16 protein-coding genes are annotated in these 17,839 nt (G+C 70.9%); 9 read left to right on the forward strand and 7 right to left on the reverse strand.

All coding sequences use genetic code 11. The features are described 5' to 3' along the window. The first annotated feature begins 37 nt into the window (after positions 1-37). The 4 genes from aspT (at position 38) to H9Y04_RS16990 (ending at position 4,969) form a co-directional block, all read left to right on the forward strand. Positions 38-1,717 (forward strand): aspartate-alanine antiporter, encoded by a 1,680-nt coding sequence (aspT, locus tag H9Y04_RS16975; RefSeq protein ID WP_187814716.1) that lies wholly within the window; start codon positions 38-40, stop codon positions 1,715-1,717. Positions 1,718-1,955: 238 nt separating this feature from the next. After that, positions 1,956-3,389, forward strand: a complete 1,434-nt coding sequence (locus H9Y04_RS16980; RefSeq protein WP_308801025.1) for a DUF2252 domain-containing protein — start codon at positions 1,956-1,958, stop codon at positions 3,387-3,389. A gap of 97 nt (positions 3,390-3,486) precedes the next feature. Then, positions 3,487-4,383 carry a J domain-containing protein gene (locus H9Y04_RS16985; protein ID WP_438818115.1) on the forward strand — a complete coding sequence of 299 codons (897 nt, stop codon included), beginning with the start codon at positions 3,487-3,489 and terminating at the stop codon, positions 4,381-4,383. Between the two features lie 238 nt (positions 4,384-4,621). Then, positions 4,622-4,969: a rhodanese-like domain-containing protein gene (locus H9Y04_RS16990; protein WP_187814718.1), complete on the forward strand. Its 348-nt coding sequence runs from the start codon at positions 4,622-4,624 to the stop codon at positions 4,967-4,969. 172 nt (positions 4,970-5,141) lie between these two features. On the opposite strand, the gene H9Y04_RS16995 is transcribed toward H9Y04_RS16990, so the two are convergent. The 6 genes from H9Y04_RS16995 to paaA form a co-directional block, all read right to left on the reverse strand. After that, a complete protein-coding gene (locus H9Y04_RS16995; RefSeq protein ID WP_187814719.1) occupies positions 5,142-6,275 on the reverse strand; it encodes an acyl-CoA dehydrogenase family protein in 1,134 nt (377 codons plus the stop codon). 194 nt (positions 6,276-6,469) lie between these two features. Beyond that, on the reverse strand, positions 6,470-7,546 hold the full coding sequence (paaE, locus tag H9Y04_RS17000; protein WP_187814720.1) for a 1,2-phenylacetyl-CoA epoxidase subunit PaaE: 1,077 nt from the start codon (positions 7,544-7,546) through the stop codon (positions 6,470-6,472). Next, on the reverse strand, positions 7,546-8,058 hold the full coding sequence (paaD, locus tag H9Y04_RS17005; protein WP_308801005.1) for a 1,2-phenylacetyl-CoA epoxidase subunit PaaD: 513 nt from the start codon (positions 8,056-8,058) through the stop codon (positions 7,546-7,548). The genes paaE and paaD overlap by 1 nt, the downstream gene beginning before the upstream one ends. Beyond that, positions 8,055-8,771, reverse strand: coding sequence for a 1,2-phenylacetyl-CoA epoxidase subunit PaaC (paaC, locus tag H9Y04_RS17010; RefSeq protein WP_187814721.1), 717 nt, complete (start codon positions 8,769-8,771; stop codon positions 8,055-8,057). Before paaC ends, paaD begins: the two co-directional genes overlap by 4 nt. Further along, complete coding sequence (paaB, locus tag H9Y04_RS17015) at positions 8,768-9,052, reverse strand: 1,2-phenylacetyl-CoA epoxidase subunit PaaB (RefSeq protein WP_187814722.1); 285 nt, start codon at positions 9,050-9,052, stop codon at positions 8,768-8,770. Before paaB ends, paaC begins: the two co-directional genes overlap by 4 nt. Next, the gene (gene paaA, locus H9Y04_RS17020; protein ID WP_236070916.1) at positions 9,049-10,038 is read right to left on the reverse strand and encodes a 1,2-phenylacetyl-CoA epoxidase subunit PaaA; all 990 of its coding nucleotides are present in this window, start codon (positions 10,036-10,038) and stop codon (positions 9,049-9,051) included. Before paaA ends, paaB begins: the two co-directional genes overlap by 4 nt. Before the next feature lie 558 nt (positions 10,039-10,596). On the opposite strand from paaA, the gene H9Y04_RS17025 reads away from it, so the two are divergent. The 3 genes from H9Y04_RS17025 to H9Y04_RS17035 all read left to right on the forward strand — a co-directional run bounded on the left by H9Y04_RS17025 (position 10,597) and on the right by H9Y04_RS17035 (position 13,317). Further along, positions 10,597-11,127, forward strand: a complete 531-nt coding sequence (locus H9Y04_RS17025; protein WP_187814723.1) for a DUF5819 family protein — start codon at positions 10,597-10,599, stop codon at positions 11,125-11,127. 125 nt (positions 11,128-11,252) lie between these two features. After that, positions 11,253-12,470, forward strand: coding sequence for an HTTM domain-containing protein (locus H9Y04_RS17030; RefSeq protein WP_187815090.1), 1,218 nt, complete (start codon positions 11,253-11,255; stop codon positions 12,468-12,470). Between the two features lie 73 nt (positions 12,471-12,543). Then, positions 12,544-13,317 carry a TrmH family RNA methyltransferase gene (locus H9Y04_RS17035; RefSeq protein WP_187814724.1) on the forward strand — a complete coding sequence of 258 codons (774 nt, stop codon included), beginning with the start codon at positions 12,544-12,546 and terminating at the stop codon, positions 13,315-13,317. Between the two features lie 294 nt (positions 13,318-13,611). Here the strand turns inward: H9Y04_RS17035 and paaN are convergent, their stop codons facing one another. Further along, positions 13,612-15,315, reverse strand: a complete 1,704-nt coding sequence (gene paaN, locus H9Y04_RS17040; protein WP_187814725.1) for a phenylacetic acid degradation protein PaaN — start codon at positions 15,313-15,315, stop codon at positions 13,612-13,614. Positions 15,316-15,539: 224 nt separating this feature from the next. On the opposite strand from paaN, the gene H9Y04_RS17045 reads away from it, so the two are divergent. Then, complete coding sequence (locus tag H9Y04_RS17045; RefSeq protein WP_187814726.1) at positions 15,540-17,141, forward strand: 3-hydroxyacyl-CoA dehydrogenase; 1,602 nt, start codon at positions 15,540-15,542, stop codon at positions 17,139-17,141. After that, positions 17,138-17,728: a TetR/AcrR family transcriptional regulator gene (locus H9Y04_RS17050; RefSeq protein WP_187814727.1), complete on the forward strand. Its 591-nt coding sequence runs from the start codon at positions 17,138-17,140 to the stop codon at positions 17,726-17,728. The genes H9Y04_RS17045 and H9Y04_RS17050 overlap by 4 nt, the downstream gene beginning before the upstream one ends. Positions 17,729-17,839 lie beyond the last annotated feature (111 nt).

The following is a 17,839-nucleotide window of genomic DNA, read 5'->3' on the forward strand; positions in this document are numbered from 1 at the left end:
ACTTCGTGCCGCTGTCGCGGACAGGCACTGAGCCGCCATGGGTGTCATCAAGGACCACCCCGAGTTCGCGCTCTTCATCTCTCTCGCCCTCGGCTATCTCCTGGGCAAGCTCCGCATCGGTCCGCTCACGCTGGGCGGCATCTGCGGCACGCTGATCGTGTCCCTGCTGCTCGGGGCGTGGACGAAGGCGGAGGTCGCGAACGATGTGAAGACGGTGTTCTTCGCGCTGTTCATCTTCGCGCTCGGCTACATGGCGGGCCCGCAGTTCTTCGCGAACCTCAACCGCAAGAGCCTGCGCTACTTCGCGCTGTGCGCCATCGAGGTCGTCTGCGTGCTCGGCATCGCCCTCGGTCTGGCCAAGGCCTTCGACCTGGACGTGGGCACGGCATCGGGGATCCTGGCCGGCGCCGCCACCGAGTCGGCCGTGGTCGGTACGGCCACCGAAGCGATCGGGAAGCTGGATGGGCTGACCCCGGACCAGATCACCCAGTACCAGGGGCACGTGGCCACCGCGTACACCGTCTGCTACCTCTTCGGCCTGGTCACGATCGTGCTCTACACCAGCCAGATCATGCCCCGGCTGCTGCGCACCGATCTGCGGGCGGCCTCGCGGGAGCTGTGGGACCGGATGCGCGGCAGCTCCGCCGCTCTCGAGCAGGACGAGCGGCCCGCGCTGCCGGGTCTGGTCGGGCGCACCTACCTGGTGACCACGGCGGACGGCCGCAGGATCGGAGACCTGGAGCAGGCGCTCGCAGGCCGGGTCACCGTCGAGCAGATCAAGCGGGGCAGCAAGGTGCTGACCCCGTCGCCGGAGCTCGAACTGACGCTGTCCGACCTGGTCCTGGTCGTGGGGCGGCGGGCCAATGTGATCGAGGCGGGGCGGGAGATCGGCGTGGAGACGCCCGGCGTGCCCGGTCTGGACTCGCCGTTGACCACCGCCCAGGTGGCCCTGACCGACAAGAAGTCCGAGGGGCAGAGCCTGGATCAACTCATCGCCACGCACCCGGAGTTCGTGAAGGACGGTGTGTACGTCACGGAGGTGGTGCGCGGCGACCAGGTCCTGCCCGCCAACGGGGACACCGTGGTGCACCGCGGTGACGTGCTGACCCTGACCGGTGCACGTTCCGGGCTGTCCCGGCTGACGGAGAAGATCGGCGCGCTTGTCAAGAACGACGCGACCGACTTCATCTATCTGGGGCTCGGCATCGCGGCCGGTTCGCTGATCGGGCAGCTCGTCGTGCACTTCGGCGATGTGCCGATGTCGCTCGGCACCGGTGGCGGCTGTCTGGTGTCGGGGCTGCTCTTCGGCTGGTTCCGCTCGCGCAAGCAGACCTTCGGAGCGTTTCCGCCGCAGGCCGCGACCACCCTGAAGGACATGGGTCTCGCGGTGTTCATCGCCTGTACGGGACTGGTCTCGGGGCCGCAGGCCTGGCCGCTGCTCAAGGAGTACGGGGCGCTGCTGCCGTTCGCCGGGATCGCGATGGTGCTGATCCCCGCGACGCTCTCGCTGATCGTCGGGCGCAAGCTCCTGAAGATCGAGACGCCGCTCCTGATCGGTGCGATCGCGGGCCAGCAGTGCTCCACGCCCGCGATCACCGCGGTCACGCAGACCGCACAGAGCTCGGTGCCGCTGCTCGGGTACACGATCACGTACGCCCTCTCGAACTTTCTGCTGCCACTTACTGGGCCGGTGTTGGTGGGGATTTTGGGGGCTTAGGGAGGGTGGGAGCTTGGCGTGGGTGGGTGCTTGGCGTGGTGGCCGGTGAGGGCTTTGTGTCGGTGACGGGTGAGAGCTTTGTGCGGTGGCGGGTGGGCTTCGCGAGGGGGTCCGGCGGAGTTATCCACAGGCTCTGACGCGTTCGGGCGCGGCAGCGTACGGTCTGGGGCAGTCGGTGTCCGTGCAGCGCGGACCTGGGAGAACGGGGAGGCGGTCCGTCGTGGCCGAGACCGAGGCGATCACGCAGCAGCGGCAGGCGAGGGTGCCGGCGCAGGAGGGGGCCCAGGGCGTGCGGATTCCGAGGGTGCAGGGCTTCGCGCAGTGGCCGGCCGAGGAGTCGCCCAAGCGCCAGGGCAAGGCGCTGCGGGAGCGCGTGGCGCGGTCCGCGCACGCCGAGTTCACCGCGGACTCGGGGCGGCCGGACGCGGTCACGGCGGTCGAGGAGTCCAGCGCGGGCCGGATCCCCGGGCTCACCCCGCTGCGCGTGGGCAGGATGTCCGCCAACCCCTTCGCGTTCCTGCGCGGTTCGGCCGGCCTCATGGCGTATGACCTGGCGCGCACCCCGGTGACGGGCGTCGGCGCGCAGATCTGCGGCGATGCGCACGCGGGGAACTTCGGGCTCTACGGGGACGCGCGCGGCGGACTCGTCATCGACCTCAATGACTTCGACGAGACGGTGGTCGGCCCCTGGGAGTGGGACCTGAAGCGGCTGGTCACCTCGCTCGTGGTGGCCGGGCGTGTGGCCGGGACGTCCGAGGACACCTGCCGTGAGGCCGCGGTGGACGCGGCCGGGGCGTATCGGCGCACGATGCGTCTGATGGCGAAGCTGCCGGCCCTGGAGGCCTGGCATGCGATAGCCGACGAAGAGCTCGTCTCGCACTCCGATGCTCATGATCTGCTCGGCACGCTGGAGCGCGTCGCCGAGAAGGCGCGGCGCAACACCAGCGGGCGCTTCGCGGCGAAGTCCACCGAGACGCTGGAGGACGGCAGCCTGCGCTTCGTCGATGCGCCGCCGGTGCTGCGGCGGGTGCCGGACGCGGAGGCCGCGGCGGTCGCCGCCTCGCTCGAGGAGTACGTGACGACGCTGAGCGAGGACCGGCTGCCGCTGCTCGCGCGGCATGCGATCCAGGACGTGGCCTTCCGCGTGGTGGGCACAGGATCGGTCGGGACGCGCTCGTATGTGGTGCTGCTGCAGGACCACCGCGGTGAGCCCTTCGTGCTGCAGGTGAAGGAGGCCCGTCCTTCGGCCCTTGCCCCGCATCTGCCGGTGGCCGGGTTCAAGGTGCCCGAGACGGTGCACGAGGGGCGCCGTGTGGTGCTCGGTCAGAAGCGGATGCAGGTGGTCAGCGACATCCTGCTCGGCTGGACCACGGTCGAGGGACGCCCTTTCCAGGTACGGCAGTTCAGGAACCGCAAGGGCAGTGTCGACCCGGCGGAGCTCGCCGGCGGCCAGCTGGACGACTACGGGCGCATGACCGGCGCTCTGCTCGCCCGCGCCCATGCGCATGGCGCGGACCCGCGCCTGATCTCGGGCTACTGCGGCAAGACGGAGGAGCTGGACGAGGCCATGGCCCAGTTCGCGGTGGCGTACGCAGACCGGACCGAGGCGGACCATGCCGTACTGGAGGCTGCGGTGCGGGAGGGGCGGATCGAGGCTGAGGTGGGGGTGTGAGCTCAGGTCGGATGTGAGTGGAGGCGTGCCGGGTCGGGGGCGGGGGAGGTGTGGGTTTCCGGGCGGGAGTGTGCGGGGGGTGGCCTAGGCTGGACGGGTGACGACCCCGGATGCTGCCGAACCCGCCCCGCCGCCGCAGGAGGCCTCGCAGGAGCGGGCCGAGGTGCGGCCTGAGGCCGGGCGGCCCGAGACCGCGCCACCCGCGTCGGAGCGGCCCGAGGCTCGGCTCGAGCGGGCTGTTCGGGCTGCCGAGCAGGCCTTGATCGAGTACGAGATCGCCGTCGAGACCTTCCGGGTCGAGGTGGAGAACTTCTCGCGGCTGCACCACCAGAAGCTCGGTCCCATGTACGCCCGGCTCGAAGAGCTCGACGCGGCGATCGCCGAGGCGAAGGCCGCACGCACCGGGGACCCGGAGGATCTGCGCCTCGCGCAGGAGCTGCGGGGCCGGGTGCTGCCGATGCCGGACGTGTCCGAGCTCTTCAACGAGTGGGTCGACTCCGACGGGCTCTCCCCCGAGGCCGCCGCGATGCTCAACGAGCAGCCCGTGCGCGCGCCCGAGAGGGTGCGGCCCAGCGACGAGGCCCGCAAGCTCTACCGCGATCTCGTACGGCAGGCCCATCCGGACCTGGCGCAGGACGACAAGGAGCGGGCCCGGCGCGACGAGTTCATCGTCCGGGTCAATGCCGCCTATGCCCGCGGGGACGAGGCGCTGCTGCGCGAGCTCTCCGAGGAGTGGGCGGCCGGTCCGGTGCCGCCTGAGCAGCAGCCGAGCGAGAGCGAGGAGCTGTACGCCCGCCTCGAGTGGCTCGCGCGCCGCAAGGAGCTGCTCTCCGTGGTCGCGCGCGATCTGGAGGAGGGGCCGATCGGCTCCATGCTGCGGATGGCGCCCGATGACCCGGACCGTCTGCTCGAGCAGATCGCCGAGCAACTGCTCGCGCAGGTCGGCGAGCGGGAGGCGGAGCTGGTGCGGGTGACGCAGGGGCAGGGTTCCTGAGTCGGTGCGGGAGCAGGGTTCCTGGGCTGGCGCGGGTGGCGTGGGAGCAGGGTTCCTGAGCTGGTGCGGGAGCAGTGTTCCTGGGCTGGCGCAGGTGGTGCGGGAGCAGTGTTCCTGAGCTGGCGCGGGTGGTGCGGGAGTAGCGTTCCTGGGCGGAGGGCCCTTGTCGGCGGGAGGGGGCCAGGGGGCCGGGCAGGTGGCGCGCGGGAGACGGCGTCGGGTCGGGTAGCGTCGGGGCATGGTTTTCGGTTCTGGTGTGCCCACGGTCGGCGTCGATGCGCTGTCGGACAGCGACTTTCTTGTGGACGTCCGTGAGGACGACGAATGGCAAGCGGGTCATGCCGCAAATGCGCTGCACATCCCCATGAGCGAATTCGTCGCGCGGTACGGCGAGTTGACCGAGGCGGCGCCGCAGGACGGCAGGGTGAACGTCATCTGCCGCTCCGGCGGGCGCTCCGCCCAGGTCACGATGTACCTGGTCCAGCAGGGCATCGAAGCGGTGAACGTTGCCGGCGGCATGGAGGCCTGGCACGAGGCCGGCCGCCCCGTCGTGGACGACAAGGGGCAGCCGGGCTTCGTCGTCTGAGACCCACTGGTCGACCGGCCCACTGGTCGACCGGCCCACTGGTCGACCGGCACGTTCGTATCGACGATCCGAGCCGGGCGCCCGCTCGCGGACGCCCGGCTTCGGTGTGCTCAGGCCAAAGTGTTGCAGCCAGGGTGTGTTCAGGCCCAGCTGTGGTCAGGCCAGGGTGTGTTCAGGCCAGGGTGTGCGTGGCGAGGAGTTCGCCGAGGGCTTCCTCGTGGGCCGCTGCCGGGCCGAGCGAGAGCTCGAGCTGCTTGGCCCAGGCGTGGTACCGGTGCAGCGAGTAGTCGGTGTCCGCGCCGAAGCCGCCGTGCAGATGCTGAGCGGTCTGTACGACCCTGCGTACGCCTTCCGAGGCCCAGATCTTCGCCACCGCGATATCGCCGGCCGCCGGCAGCGCCCCGCCCGCGCCCGTGGAGATGCGCCAGGCCGCCTGCCAGAGCGTGACCTCCATGGCGCGCAGATCGATGTAGCGGTCGGCGGCCTGCATGGCCACGGCCTGGAAGGTGGCGACGGGGTGCCCGAACTGTTCGCGCTTGCTGGTGTATTCACTGGTCATCCCGAGCACACCCTCGCCGAGCCCGAGCGCGAGGGCGCAGGTGCCCGTGGCGAGCAGCTGGTGCAGTGACTCCCAGGCGCCGTCGGCGTCGATGACGTCGATGGCGGCGATGCGTACGGATTCCAAGCGGAGTTCGGCGAAACGCTCGCCCGACGTGGAGAACTGCTCGGCGAGCGTGAGCCCGTCCTGGACCCGGGGCACGAGCGCGAGCACGGAGCGGCCGTCGGCGGTGTGCGCGGGCACGACGGTGTAGTCCGCGGTGTGTGCCCACGGCACGCCGGTCTGTACGCCGTCGAGCACCCAGTCGGCGCCGTCGGGGCGTGCGGTGACGGCGAGTTCGGCGGAGTCGTGGCCCGTACGGCCGTTGGCGGCGACGGTCAGGACCGTGGTGCCCCGGGCCACGCCCGGCAGGATCCGGGTCTTGGCCTCGGAACTCCCGTATGTCTCCAGGGTCTTGGCGGCGGCGGTGGACTCCAGGAGCGGTACGCGGGCGAGCACCTTCGCCGACTCGCGCAGGACGAGGCAGAGGGCGATGGCGTCGAGGCCCGCCCCGTCGTAGGTGTCCGAGAGCAGCAGGCTGAGCACGTCGGCCTCGGCGAGCTTGGCCCACAGCGCACGGTCGAAGTCATCGGCCACGGCACCGGGGGTCAGGGCCGGACTCGGCACCGCGTCCGGGTCCACGCCGGCGAAGACCGCCTTGGCCGCCTCGACGGCCGCCTGCTGTTCTTCGGTGAAGTCGAAGTCCACGCCTGTCCTCCCGTGCGCCGGCTGGGGTCGACGGTGTCCGGCGTGCGGGCACCGCCAACTGACGGAGCGTCAAGATAGAACAGGTTCTAGCGGATTGGAATGCCGTCGCCCGGGTGCGTTGCCGGTTTCAGGTCCGAGACCTGGCATCCGAACTTCGTTCGGATCTCCTCAATCGCCGGAGGGGCTGAATTGCCTCAGCGGTCGAAGTCCAACTCCACCTGTTCCGTGGCCGGATGGGACTGGCAGGCCAGGACATAGCCCGCTTCGGTCTCCTCCGGCTCCAGCGCATAGTTGCGGTCCATCCGCACCTCGCCCGTGACCAGGAACGCCCGGCAGGTGCCGCACACCCCGCCCTTGCAGGCGTACGGAGCGTCCGGACGGTTGCGCAGCACCGTCTCCAGAAGGGACTCGCCGTCCTGGACCGGCCAGCTGCCCGAGCGTCCATCGAGCTGGGCGGTCACGGTGCTGTGCGCCAGGGCGGGCGCCGTCGAAGTCGCCGGAGCTGTACCGGAGTCGACGTGGAAGATCTCCTCGTGGATCCGTGCCCGCCGCACCCCGAGTCCGCGCAGTGCGCGCTCGGCGCCCTGCACCAGACCCAGCGGCCCGCACAGGAACCAGCCGTCGATCTGCTCCACCGGCAGCAGCGCGGGCAGCAGCCCGGTCAGCCGCTCCTCGTCCAACCGGCCCGACGGCAGCCCCGCCTGCTGTTCCTCCCGGGACAACGCGGTGACCAGCTGAAACCGCTGTGGATAACGGTCCTTGAGGTCGGCCACCTCCTCGAGGAACATCGTCGAGGCCGCGCTGCGATCACTCCGTATCAGACAGAAGCGGGCCTCGGGCTCGCGGGCCAGGAGCGTGGCGACGATGGAGAGCACCGGGGTGATGCCGCTGCCGCCGACGATCGCCGCGAAGTGTCCAGGGCGCGGCTCCAGCGTGAACCGGCCCGCGGGGGTCATCACTTCGAGCTCGTCGCCGGCCGCGATCTCCTTGTGCGCATACGTGGAGAACTCGCCGCCCTCGACCAGGCGTACGCCCACGCGCACCTCGGTGGGGCCGTCCTCGCCGACGGCGGGTGAGCACACCGAGTACGTACGGCGGATCTCGGCGCCGCCGTCCGCGAAGCGCCGTATCGCCAGATGCTGGCCCGGCGCATAGCGGTACTCCGCGCGGAGCTCCGGCGGCACGGCGAAGGTCAGCGCCACGGAGTCGTCGGTGAGCCGGTCGACCGCGGCCACCCGGAGCCGGTGGAAACGGGACGTGGCGGCCGCCATCACAGCTCCTTGAAGTGGTCGAAGGGTTCGCGGCAGCTCACACACCGCCGCAGCGCCTTGCACGCGGTGGACGAGAAGCGGCTGAGCAGCTCCGTCTCGAGGGAGCCGCAGTGCGGGCAGCGCACGGCGAGCGTGAGCGGTATCGGACCGTCGGCCGGCTGCGGCCGGGGCGGGGCGATACCGGACTCGGCGAGCTTGCGGCGGCCTTCGGCGGTGATGTCGTCCGTGGACCAGGCCGGTGCGAGCACGGTCCGAACGGTCACGTCGGGCAGTCCCTCGGCGTGCAGCACGTCCTCGATGTCCGAGGACATGGCCTCGACGGCGGGGCAGCCCGTGTACGTCGGGGTGATCTCGACGCGGACCTCGCCGGGGCCGAACATCCGCAGATCGCGCAGTATCCCCAGGTCGCCCAGGGTGACCATGGGCAGCTCGGGGTCGGGCACCGCGCCCGCCAGCTCCCAGAGCCGCTGCTCGACGGGGGTGCGCTCGTGGCGCGTGCGCTCGGCGGTCACCACGACGCCCCCGGGTGGCTGCGGTGCAGGTGCTGCATCTCGGCGAGCATCCGTCCGAACGACTCGGTGTGCAGGCCTTCTCGACCCGCGCCCGCCGCCCAGGCCCCGGTACGAGGGCCCCCGGGGACGCGCAGGGTGGCGCGCTCGATCACCGCGGTGACGGAGGCGAGCCAACGCTCTTCCAGCTTCTGCCAGTTGAGGGCCAGGCCCTCGACGGGACGGAACATCTCCCCGGTGAATCGCCACAGCGCGTCGAGGCCGCGCTGCATGCGCCCCTGGCTCTCCTCGGTGCCGTCGCCGAGGCGCAGCGTCCACTGCTCGGCGTGGTCCTGGTGGTACGCCACCTCCTTGACCGCCTTGACGGCAAGGGGACCGAAGACGGGGTCGCCCGCCAACGCCTCGTACAGGAAGCGCTGGTAGGTGGAGAAGAGGAGCTGGCGGGCGATGGTGTGGGCGAAGTCGCCGTTCGGCTGCTCGACCAGCTGGAGGTTGCGGAAGGCGCGCTCCTCGCGGAGATACGCCAGCTCGTCCTCGTCGCCGGCCATGGAGAGCAGGATGCGGGCCTGGCCGAGCAGGTCGAGTGCGATGTTGGCCAGCGCCACCTCCTCCTCGAGCACCGGGGCGTGGCCGGCCCACTCGGCGAGGCGGTGCGAGAGCACCAGGGCGTCGTCGCCGAGCGCGAGGGCGGCTCCCGTATCCACAGTGGCGCTCACAGGTGCTTCACCCCGTCCGGGATCTCGTAGAACGTCGGGTGCCGGTACGGCTTGTCGGCGGCCGGTTCGAAGAAGGGGTCCTTCTCGTCCGGCGAGGAAGCGGTGATCGCGGTGGACGGGACCACCCAGATGGAGACGCCTTCGCTGCGCCGCGTGTACAGATCGCGGGCATTGCGCAGGGCAAGCTCCGCATCCGGTGCGTGCAGGCTGCCGGCGTGGGTGTGCGAGAGCCCGCGCCGCGAGCGCACGAACACCTCCCACAAGGGCCAGTCGCCGCTCATGCCGTTGCCTCCTGCTCATTGCGTGCTGTCTTCTTCGCGGCGTGGGCGGCCGCCGCCTCCCGCACCCAGGCGCCCTCGTCATGGGCCTTGCGGCGCTGGCTGATCCGCTGCTCATTGCAGGGGCCATTGCCCTTGAGTACATCCCAGAACTCGGTCCAGTCGATGGCGCCGAAGTCGTGCTGCCCCCGCTCCTCGTTCCACTTCAGGTCGGGGTCGGGCAGCGTGAGGCCGAGCGCTTCGGCCTGCGGGACGCAGATGTCGACGAAGCGCTGGCGCAGCTCGTCATTGGAGTGGCGCTTGATCTTCCAGGCCATGGACTGCGCGGAGTGCGAGGACTCGTCGTCCGGCGGGCCGAACATCATGAGCGAAGGCCACCACCAGCGGTCCACCGCGTCCTGCGCCATCGCGTGCTGCGCCTCGGTGCCGCGGCTCAGGGTGAGCAGCAGCTCGTAACCCTGGCGCTGATGGAAGGACTCCTCCTTGCAGATCCGCACCATCGCGCGGGCGTAGGGCCCGTACGAACAGCGGCACAGCGGCACCTGGTTGGTGATCGCCGCACCGTCCACGAGCCAGCCGATCGCGCCGACGTCGGCCCAGGTGAGGGTGGGGTAATTGAAGATCGAGGAGTACTTCTGGCGGCCTGCGTGCAGCTTGTCGAGGAGCTCTTCGCGGCTGGTGCCGAGGGTCTCGGCGGCGCTGTAGAGATAGAGCCCGTGCCCCGCCTCGTCCTGGACCTTGGCCATGAGGATGGCCTTGCGGCGCAGGGAGGGCGCGCGCGTGATCCAGTTGGCCTCCGGCTGCATGCCGATGATCTCGGAGTGCGCATGCTGGGCGATCTGGCGCACCAGCGTGGCCCGATACGCGTCCGGCATCCAGTCCCGCGGTTCGATCCGCTCGTCTGCGGCCACGGCTGCGTCGAACGCCGCCGTATGCGCCGCCTGGGCAGCGTCCACCGCCGCCTGACCAGCGTCTGTCACCGTCGCCATGCCCGGCCCCCTTGCCTCGGCACTCGATCCCTGAGCCGTCCGCGTCGCCGCGGTCGCCTTGATCAATCTACCGACCGATCGTTCGGTTCGTCTGGTTTCCATGGTGGGACCGGCGGCCGTAGGGTGTCAAGCCTGTGGATAACGTCACGAGAGCTGTGCGTGACGACCGCCGCTGAGTACCGTTCCGATCCGTAGCGGCAGCGGGTGGATGGGGAACGGGGCGGAATGGACGCGTACGACAAGGGGACGGGCGACGAGCCCGTACCCGAGACGGCAGCTCCAGGGGGTGCGGCGCCGGAAGGTGCGGCGGCTCCGGCGGACCCGGCCTCCGAGACAGCGCCTGCCACGTCCGGCGCGACGTCTGCGGACCCCGCGTTGTCAGTGGGTGCCGATAGCCTGGACGGGGCTCGGCCCCCGGGAGGGAGGGGTCTGTCCGGCTCACCAAGCGCAGCCGGTGGGCTCACCGCCCTCACCCTCCCCTACCAGCTCGCCGCCGCCCTGGTTCTCGCCCTTGTCGCTGTGGTCGGTGCCGTACACCTCGGGATGGTGTTCCTGCACGTGGCGCCGTCCAACACCGCTTCCAGGGAGTACGGCGAGGCGGTCGACGGCTGGATATACCCGGAGTTCGAGCAGAACTGGAAGCTGTTCGCCCCCAACCCGCTGCAGCAGAACGTCGCCGTGCACGCCCGCGCCAAGGTGCGCTCCGAGGACGGGGAGCTGCGCACGACCGGCTGGATCAACCTCTCCGCGCAGGACGGTGCCGCGATCGACGGCAATCTGCTGCCGAGCCACACCCAGCAGAACGAGCTGCGCCGCGCCTGGGACTTCTACAACGGCTCGCACACCAGCGAGAACGTCTCCAACGGTCTGCGCGGCGACCTCTCCGAGCGCTACCTCCGCCGGATCGCCCTGCTCCGCTTCGACCGCGAACCGCTCGGCGGCACCGTCGAGCGCATCCAGCTGCGCTCATCGACCACCCTGGTGCAGCCGCCCAAGTGGAGCGCCGAGAAGGTCGACTCGAAGGCCTCCCTGCGCGAGCTGCCCTGGTGGTCCATCACGCCCCGCGACCGTGAAGTGAGCGACCGATGAGCCGGCATGAGGCGCGTGAGGCGCATGAGGTGCATGAGACGAGCGCGACGAGCGAGGCCAGCGAGCGGACGAGCCATCAGCCCGGCCACCAGCCCCGCCCCCAAGCGGTCGGCTTCGACCGTGCCATGGCGGCCGTGGCCAAGGGCGTGCTGCGGGTCACGGGCGCCGCGCTCGGCCCGTATCAGAGCGCGGTCATCCGGATCGGTTTCTCGCTGACCTGGCTGCTCTTCCTGCTGCGTGAGTTCCCGCACCGTCATGAGCTCTACGGGCCCGAGGGCCCCTGGGGCTGGGACATGGCGCAGCAGCTGATCGCGGACAACCACGCCTTCACCGTGCTGATGTGGGACGACGGGCGCGGCTGGTTCGAGTTCGTCTATGCCGTCGCCGTGCTCGCCGCCGTGCTGCTCATGGTGGGGTGGCGGACCCGGACGATGTCCGTCCTGTTCATGGTCGGGGTGCTCTCGCTGCAGAACCGCAGCGTGTTCATGGGCGACGGCGGCGACAACGTCATCCATCTGATGGCGATCTACCTGGTCTTCACGCAGTGCGGCCGGGTCTGGTCCCTCGATGCCCGGCGGGCCGCCCGTAAGCCCGAAGCCGACGACGACCGTGTCGGGCCCGCGCTGTGGACGGCGCTCGGTGCGCTGCTGCTCTTCGGCACGTTCACCGGCAAGTTCGACTGGTACACCGAGCTTCCGTGGAACCTCCCTGTCGTCCCGTACCTGCTGTGGGCCGTCTGGCTCGGCACGGCGCTGAGCTGGTGCGTGCGCCGTTACGGGAGCGAGCAGCCGCGGATCCTCGCCAACGTCGTCCGCAATCTGCTGCACAACACGGCCCTGGTCGTGATCATGGCCGAGGCCTGTCTGATCTACGCGACGGCCGGCTGGTACAAGATCCAGGGCAGCCGCTGGCAGGACGGCACCGCGGTGCACTACCCGCTGCACCTCGACTACTTCTCGCCCTGGCCGGCGCTGTCCGAGCTGCTCTCGGCGTTCGCGCTGCCGCTGCTCCTGATCACGTACGGCACGGTCGCGGTGCAGGTCGCGTTCCCGTTCACGCTCTTCAACCGGCGCGTGAAGAACGTGTTGCTCGCGGCGATGATCACCGAGCATGCGGTGATCGCGGTGATCCTCGGGCTGCCGTTCTTCTCGCTGGCGATGATCGCCGCGGACGCGGTCTTCCTGCCGACCACCTTCCTGCGGCGGCTCGAACGGCTCGCTCTTCGCGTACGGGGCCGTCTGCTGCCCAAGCGCGGCGGCGCCGCGGAGCTGCCCGCGCAGCGCACCGGTGGGGAGGGCCCGCGCGAGCGCGAGCCGGAGAGCGTCGAGCACGCCCGCGCGTAGGGCTCACGCGCACGTCCGTTCGTAGGGCCCGCGCGTAGGCCCGTTCGTAGGGCCCGCGCGTAGGCTGCACGCCATGAGCGCTGGTCAGGACGGTACGGAGAGCACGGATGTCGTACGACGGTGGCGCGGCCACGCCGATGACTGTGTGCTGCTCGACGGCTTCCACGCCCTGAAGCACGCGCTGCGCTTCGGGGCCTCGATTCCGGTCGTGCTCACCTCGGACCGGCGCGGGGTGCTCGAACTCGCCGCGGATCTCGCCCCGGATGTGGCGGAGGCGCTGGCCGCGCAGGCTGTCGAGGTGCCGGATGACGTGCTGCGCACGCTCGTGCCCCGGCTGCATCCGACGCGGATCGCGGCGCTGGCGGTGCGGCCCTCCCGCAGCGCCCAGCTCGCCGCCCTGTCGGCCGGGTCACGCAGCGCGCCGGTGATCGTGCTCGACAACCCGCGCAACCTCGGCAACGCGGGTGCGGTGATCCGGCTCGCCGCGGGGTTCGGGGCGACCGGGGTGGTCACCACGGGGACGCTCGATCCGTGGCATCCCACGGTCGTACGGGGAGCGGCGGGGCTGCACTACGCGACGGCCGTCGAGCAGCTGGCCGTCGGGGAGCTCCCCGACGGGCCGCTCTTCGCACTCGATCCCGAGGGCGAGGACATCCGCTCGTACGCGCTGCCCGATGACGCGCTGCTCGCCTTCGGCTCGGAGCGCAGCGGGATCTCGCCCGAACTGCGTGCCCGGGCCGATCACTTGGTGTCCCTGCCGATGCGGGCCCAGGTGTCCAGCTACAACCTGGCGACCAGTGTGGGGATGGCTCTCTTTCACTGGTCGGCCGGGCACGAGTTCGGGTGAGGTGTGGTGCGGTGCGTTGTCGGGTTCGGGTGGGTGGGTGGGGGTGCGGGTGGGGCGCCTGCGGCGGGCTGAATTTCCCTACCCGCCCCTTCCCGAAACCGGGGCTGCGCCCTGGGCTCCTGTTGACGGAGTCCCCGGGGTGGGTGGGCCAAGCGGGGGCTTCGCCCACCTGCACCCCCCTGATGGGGCTTCGCCCCTTGCCCCCACTGGGGGCTGCGCCCCCAGACCCCGCCTGCTCAAACACCGCAGGGGCTGAAAGATCTCCTCAAACGCCGCAGGGGCTGAAAGATCAGCTCACGCCTCCCGGCGAACCTCCACCACCCTGAACCGGTTGGACACGAACGCCCCGTCGCACAGCGCCGCGTTGGCCGCCGGGTTGCCGCCCGAGCCGTGGAAGTCGGAGAAGGCCGCGGTCTGATTGACGTAGACGCCGCCCGTCAGGTTCAACGAGAGCTGGGCGCACTCCTCCAGGCAGGCCTCCTCGACCGCGCGCTCCACCTCGTCCGACGTGGTGTAGGCGCCGACCGTCATGGCGCCCTTGTCGCGGACCGTGCGGCGCAGCAGCTCCACCGCGTCGGCGGAGGAGTCGACCGCCACCGCGAAGGAGACCGGGCCGAAGCACTCGCTGAGGTAGGCAGCTTCGGCGTCGGGCTTGGTGCCGTCCAGCTTGACGATGACGGGGGTGCGGACGACCGCGTCCGGGAACTCCGGGTTCTCCACTTCCCTGGTGGCCAGGGCGACTTCGCCCAGACCCGGCGCCGCGTCGAGGCGGGCCTTCACATCGGGGTTGACCAGCGCGCCGAGCAGCGCGTTCGCCCGGGCGTCGTCGCCGAGGAGGCCGGAGACCGCGCCGGCGATGTCCGTCACGACCTCGTCGTACGACTTGGGGCCCGCGTCCGTGGTGATGCCGTCGCGGGGGATCAGGAGGTTCTGCGGGGTGGTGCACATCTGGCCGCTGTAGAGCGAGAGCGAGAAGGCCAGGTTGGACAGCATGCCCTTGTAGTTGTCGGTCGAGTCGATGACGACCGTGTTGACGCCGGCCTTCTCCGTGTAGACCTGCGCCTGGCGGGCGTTGGTCTCCAGCCAGTCGCCGAAGGCGGTGGAGCCGGTGTAGTCGATGATCCGGATCTCCGGGCGCACGGCCAGGGTCTTGGCGATGCCCTCGCCCGGGCGCTCTGCCGCCAGGCAGACGAGGTCGGGGTCGAAGCCCGCCTCGGTCAGGACCTCGCGGGCCACCTGCACGGTGAGGGCGAGCGGCAGGACCGCGCGCGGGTGCGGCTTGACCAGGACCGGATTGCCGGTGGCGAGGGAGGCGAAGAGGCCCGGATAACCGTTCCACGTCGGGAAGGTGTTGCAGCCGATCATCAGCGCGATGCCGCGCGGCACGGCCGTGAACTGCTTGTTCAGATGGAGCGGGTCCCGCTTGCCCTGCGGCTTGCTCCACTCCGCGGCGCCCGGGGTGCGGACCTGCTCGGCATAGGCGTACGCGACCGCCTCCATGCCGCGGTCCTGCGCGTGGGGCCCGCCGGCCTGGAACGCCATCATGAAGGCCTGGCCGCTGGTGTGCATGACCGCGTGCGCGAACTCGTGCGTCCGCGCGCTGATCCGCGCCAGGATCTCCAGGCAGACGGCGGCGCGCACCTCGGGCCCGGCGGCGCGCCAGGCCGGGATCGCCGCGCGCATGGCGGGCAGCAGGACGTCGGGGTCCACGAGCGGGTACTCGACGCCCAACTCGATCCCGTACGGCGAGACCTCGCCGCTCGTCCAGCCGGTCGTGCCCGGCTGGCCCAGGTCGATCCGGCTGCCGAGCAGCGCGTCGAAGGCGGCCTTGCCCTCGGCGGCGCCCAGGCTGCCGTCGAAGCCGGAGCCCTCTCCGTATGCCTTCGGGTGCTCGGGGTGCGGGGACCAGTACGCGCGCGTGGCGATGGCGTCCAGCGCCTTGAAGAGCGTGGGGTTGTGCTTCTCGGTCAGCTGGTGCGCGGTGAGCTGGGCGGCCATGGAGACCAACTCCTCCTCGGGCCGGTTCGGCATTGAACCGGTGAGCTGGGCAGGGACGTGCGACGAGAGCTAGAGTAACCGAACGATCGGTCGGGACAAGGGGGCCGGGGAAACCTGTGGAAAACCGGCCGGTTGGGGAAAACTCGACCACCCACAGGGGATGCCGCGGCCCCGCGGGGCACCCCCGCCTCGTCGGTGGCCAGGCATGCGGGAGGATCGCGCACATGACAGCTGAGGACGGGGTCGCCCCCGTAGCCGCCGACGGGGTCGCCGCCGTGGCCGCGGACCGGATCGCCCCGGGAGCCGCGGACCGCGTCGCCCCGGGAGCCCTGGACCGCACCACGCCCGTGGCCGTCGTCGGCACCGGCACGATGGGCCGCGGCATCGCCCAGGTCGCGCTGGCGGCGGGCCACCAGGTGTGGCTGTACGACGCGGCCGAGGGCCGGGCGAAGACGGCGGCCGACGCGATCGCCGTACGGATCGACCGCATGGTGGAGAAGGGCAAGCTGCCCGCCGGCGACTACGCCGCGCGCCTGCTCCCCGCCGCTTCTCTGTCCGAACTCGCCGACTGCGGTCTGGTGATCGAGGCCATCGCGGAGCAACTGCACGTCAAGCAGGGCCTGTTCGCCGAGCTCGAGAACATCGTCTCCGTCGACTGTCTGCTCGCGACCAACACCTCCTCCCTGTCGGTGACCGAGATCGCGGGCAGCCTGAGCCGTCCCGGCCGCTTCGTCGGCCTGCACTTCTTCAACCCCGCGCCCCTGCTGCCCCTCGTCGAGGTCGTCTCCGGCTTCGCCACGGACGAGGCCGCGGCCGCCTGCGCGTACGAGACGGCGAAGGCCTGGGGCAAGACCCCGGTCCGCTCCGCCGACACCCCCGGCTTCATCGTCAACCGCATCGCGCGCCCCTTCTATGCGGAAGCGTTCCGCCTGTACGAGGAGCGCGTGGCCGACCCCGCCACCATCGACGCGGTCCTGCGCGAGTGCGGCGGTTTCAAGATGGGGCCCTTCGAACTCACCGACCTGATCGGCCAGGACGTGAACGAGGCGGTCACGCGGTCCGTCTGGCAGGCCTTCTTCCAGGACCCCAAGTTCACGCCGTCCCTCGCTCAGCAGCGGCTCGTGCAGTCGGGGCGGCTCGGGCAGAAGTCGGGGCAGGGCTGGTTCTCGTACGGGGAAGGGGCGCAGCGCCCCGAGCCGGCCACCGAGCCGCCCGCCGACGCCCCGGACCGCATCACCGTGCACGGCGACCTCGGTCCGGCCAAGGCCCTGGTGAAGCTCGCGCAGGAGGCCGGGATCGAGGTCGGGTTCGAGGACGACGCCGAGCCGTACATCGAACTGCGCGGCGGTGGGCAGCTGTTCCCGACGGACGGCCTGCCGGCCGGGGCGTACGAGGGCGAGGACTTCCTCGTCTTCGACTGGTCCTTCGACTATGCGGCGGCCACCCGGATCGCCCTCGCCGCCGGGCCGCGCACCGGGCAGAAGGCCAGGGCGGAGGCGGCAGGCCTGTTCCAGGCGATGGGCAAGAAGGTCACGTACATCCCGGATGTGCCCGGCATGATCGTGGCGCGCACCATAGCGATGCTCGTGGACCTCGCGGCGGACGCCGTCGCCCGTGAGGTCGCGAGCCAGGAGGACGCCGACACCGCGATGCGCCTCGGGGTCAACTACCCGGTGCGGCTGCTCGACTGGGCCGCCGAGGCCGGCGAGCTCACCGTCGCGTGCGTCCTGCGCAACCTGCACGAGTACCACCCCACCGGCCGCTACGGACCCACCCCGGGCCTGCTCGGCCGCATTGATCCACTGGAGTACCGGGACCTGCGATGACCACCGCCAAACGCGACACCTACACGCCGGAGACCCTGCTCGCCGTGGCCGTCCAGGTCTTCAACGAGCGCGGCTACGACGGCACTTCCATGGAGCACCTCTCCAAGGCGGCCGGGATCTCCAAGTCCTCGATCTACCACCATGTCGCCGGCAAGGAGGAGCTTCTGCGCCGCGCCGTGAGCCGCGCGATCGACGGGCTCTTCGGCATCCTCGACGAGCCCGGCGCGCGCGAGGGCCGCGCGGTGGACCGGCTCGAACACGTCACGCGCCGCATGGTCGGCGTCCTGACGAGTGAACTCCCGTACGTGACACTGCTTCTGCGTGTACGGGGCAACACGGAGACCGAACGCTGGGCGATGGAGCGCCGCCGCGACTTCGACCACCGGGTCGCCGACCTCCTCAAGTCCGCGATCGCCGAGGGCGACCTGCGCGGCGACGTCGAGGCCCGCCTCGCGACGCGGCTTCTGTTCGGCATGATCAACTCGCTGGTGGAGTGGTTCCGGCCGGAGGCGCGCGGTGCGGACGGCGCGGAAATCGCGGACGCCGTGGTCCAGTTGGCGTTTCGAGGGCTGAGGGTCGAGGACTGAGGGGCGGGGACCGAGGGTCGAGGACTGAGGGGCGCGTTCCCCGGACCTCGCCCCGCGCCGGTGTGGTTTTGTCCGGTGTACGAGCGGAATGCGCACGTCTCGTTGACGGGG

Source organism: Streptomyces polyasparticus, assembly GCF_014493765.1.
In the GTDB taxonomy this organism is placed as follows: Bacteria; Actinomycetota; Actinomycetes; order Streptomycetales; family Streptomycetaceae; genus Streptomyces; species Streptomyces polyasparticus.

Bases quoted from the DNA above. Each gene is read 5' to 3' on its own strand.
- aspT (WP_187814716.1), top strand. From the start codon at position 38: ATGGGTGTCATCAAGGACCACCCCGAGTTCGCGCTCTTCATCTCTCTC.
- H9Y04_RS16990 (WP_187814718.1), top strand. From the start codon at position 4,622: ATGGTTTTCGGTTCTGGTGTGCCCACGGTCGGCGTCGATGCGCTGTCG.
- paaE (WP_187814720.1), bottom strand. From the start codon at position 7,546: ATGGCGGCCGCCACGTCCCGTTTCCACCGGCTCCGGGTGGCCGCGGTC.
- paaB (WP_187814722.1), bottom strand. From the start codon at position 9,052: ATGAGCGGCGACTGGCCCTTGTGGGAGGTGTTCGTGCGCTCGCGGCGC.
- paaA (WP_236070916.1), bottom strand. From the start codon at position 10,038: ATGGCGACGGTGACAGACGCTGGTCAGGCGGCGGTGGACGCTGCCCAG.
- H9Y04_RS17030 (WP_187815090.1), top strand. From the start codon at position 11,253: ATGGCGGCCGTGGCCAAGGGCGTGCTGCGGGTCACGGGCGCCGCGCTC.
- H9Y04_RS17035 (WP_187814724.1), top strand. From the start codon at position 12,544: ATGAGCGCTGGTCAGGACGGTACGGAGAGCACGGATGTCGTACGACGG.
- paaN (WP_187814725.1), bottom strand. From the start codon at position 15,315: ATGGCCGCCCAGCTCACCGCGCACCAGCTGACCGAGAAGCACAACCCC.
- H9Y04_RS17045 (WP_187814726.1), top strand. From the start codon at position 15,540: ATGACAGCTGAGGACGGGGTCGCCCCCGTAGCCGCCGACGGGGTCGCC.
- H9Y04_RS17050 (WP_187814727.1), top strand. From the start codon at position 17,138: ATGACCACCGCCAAACGCGACACCTACACGCCGGAGACCCTGCTCGCC.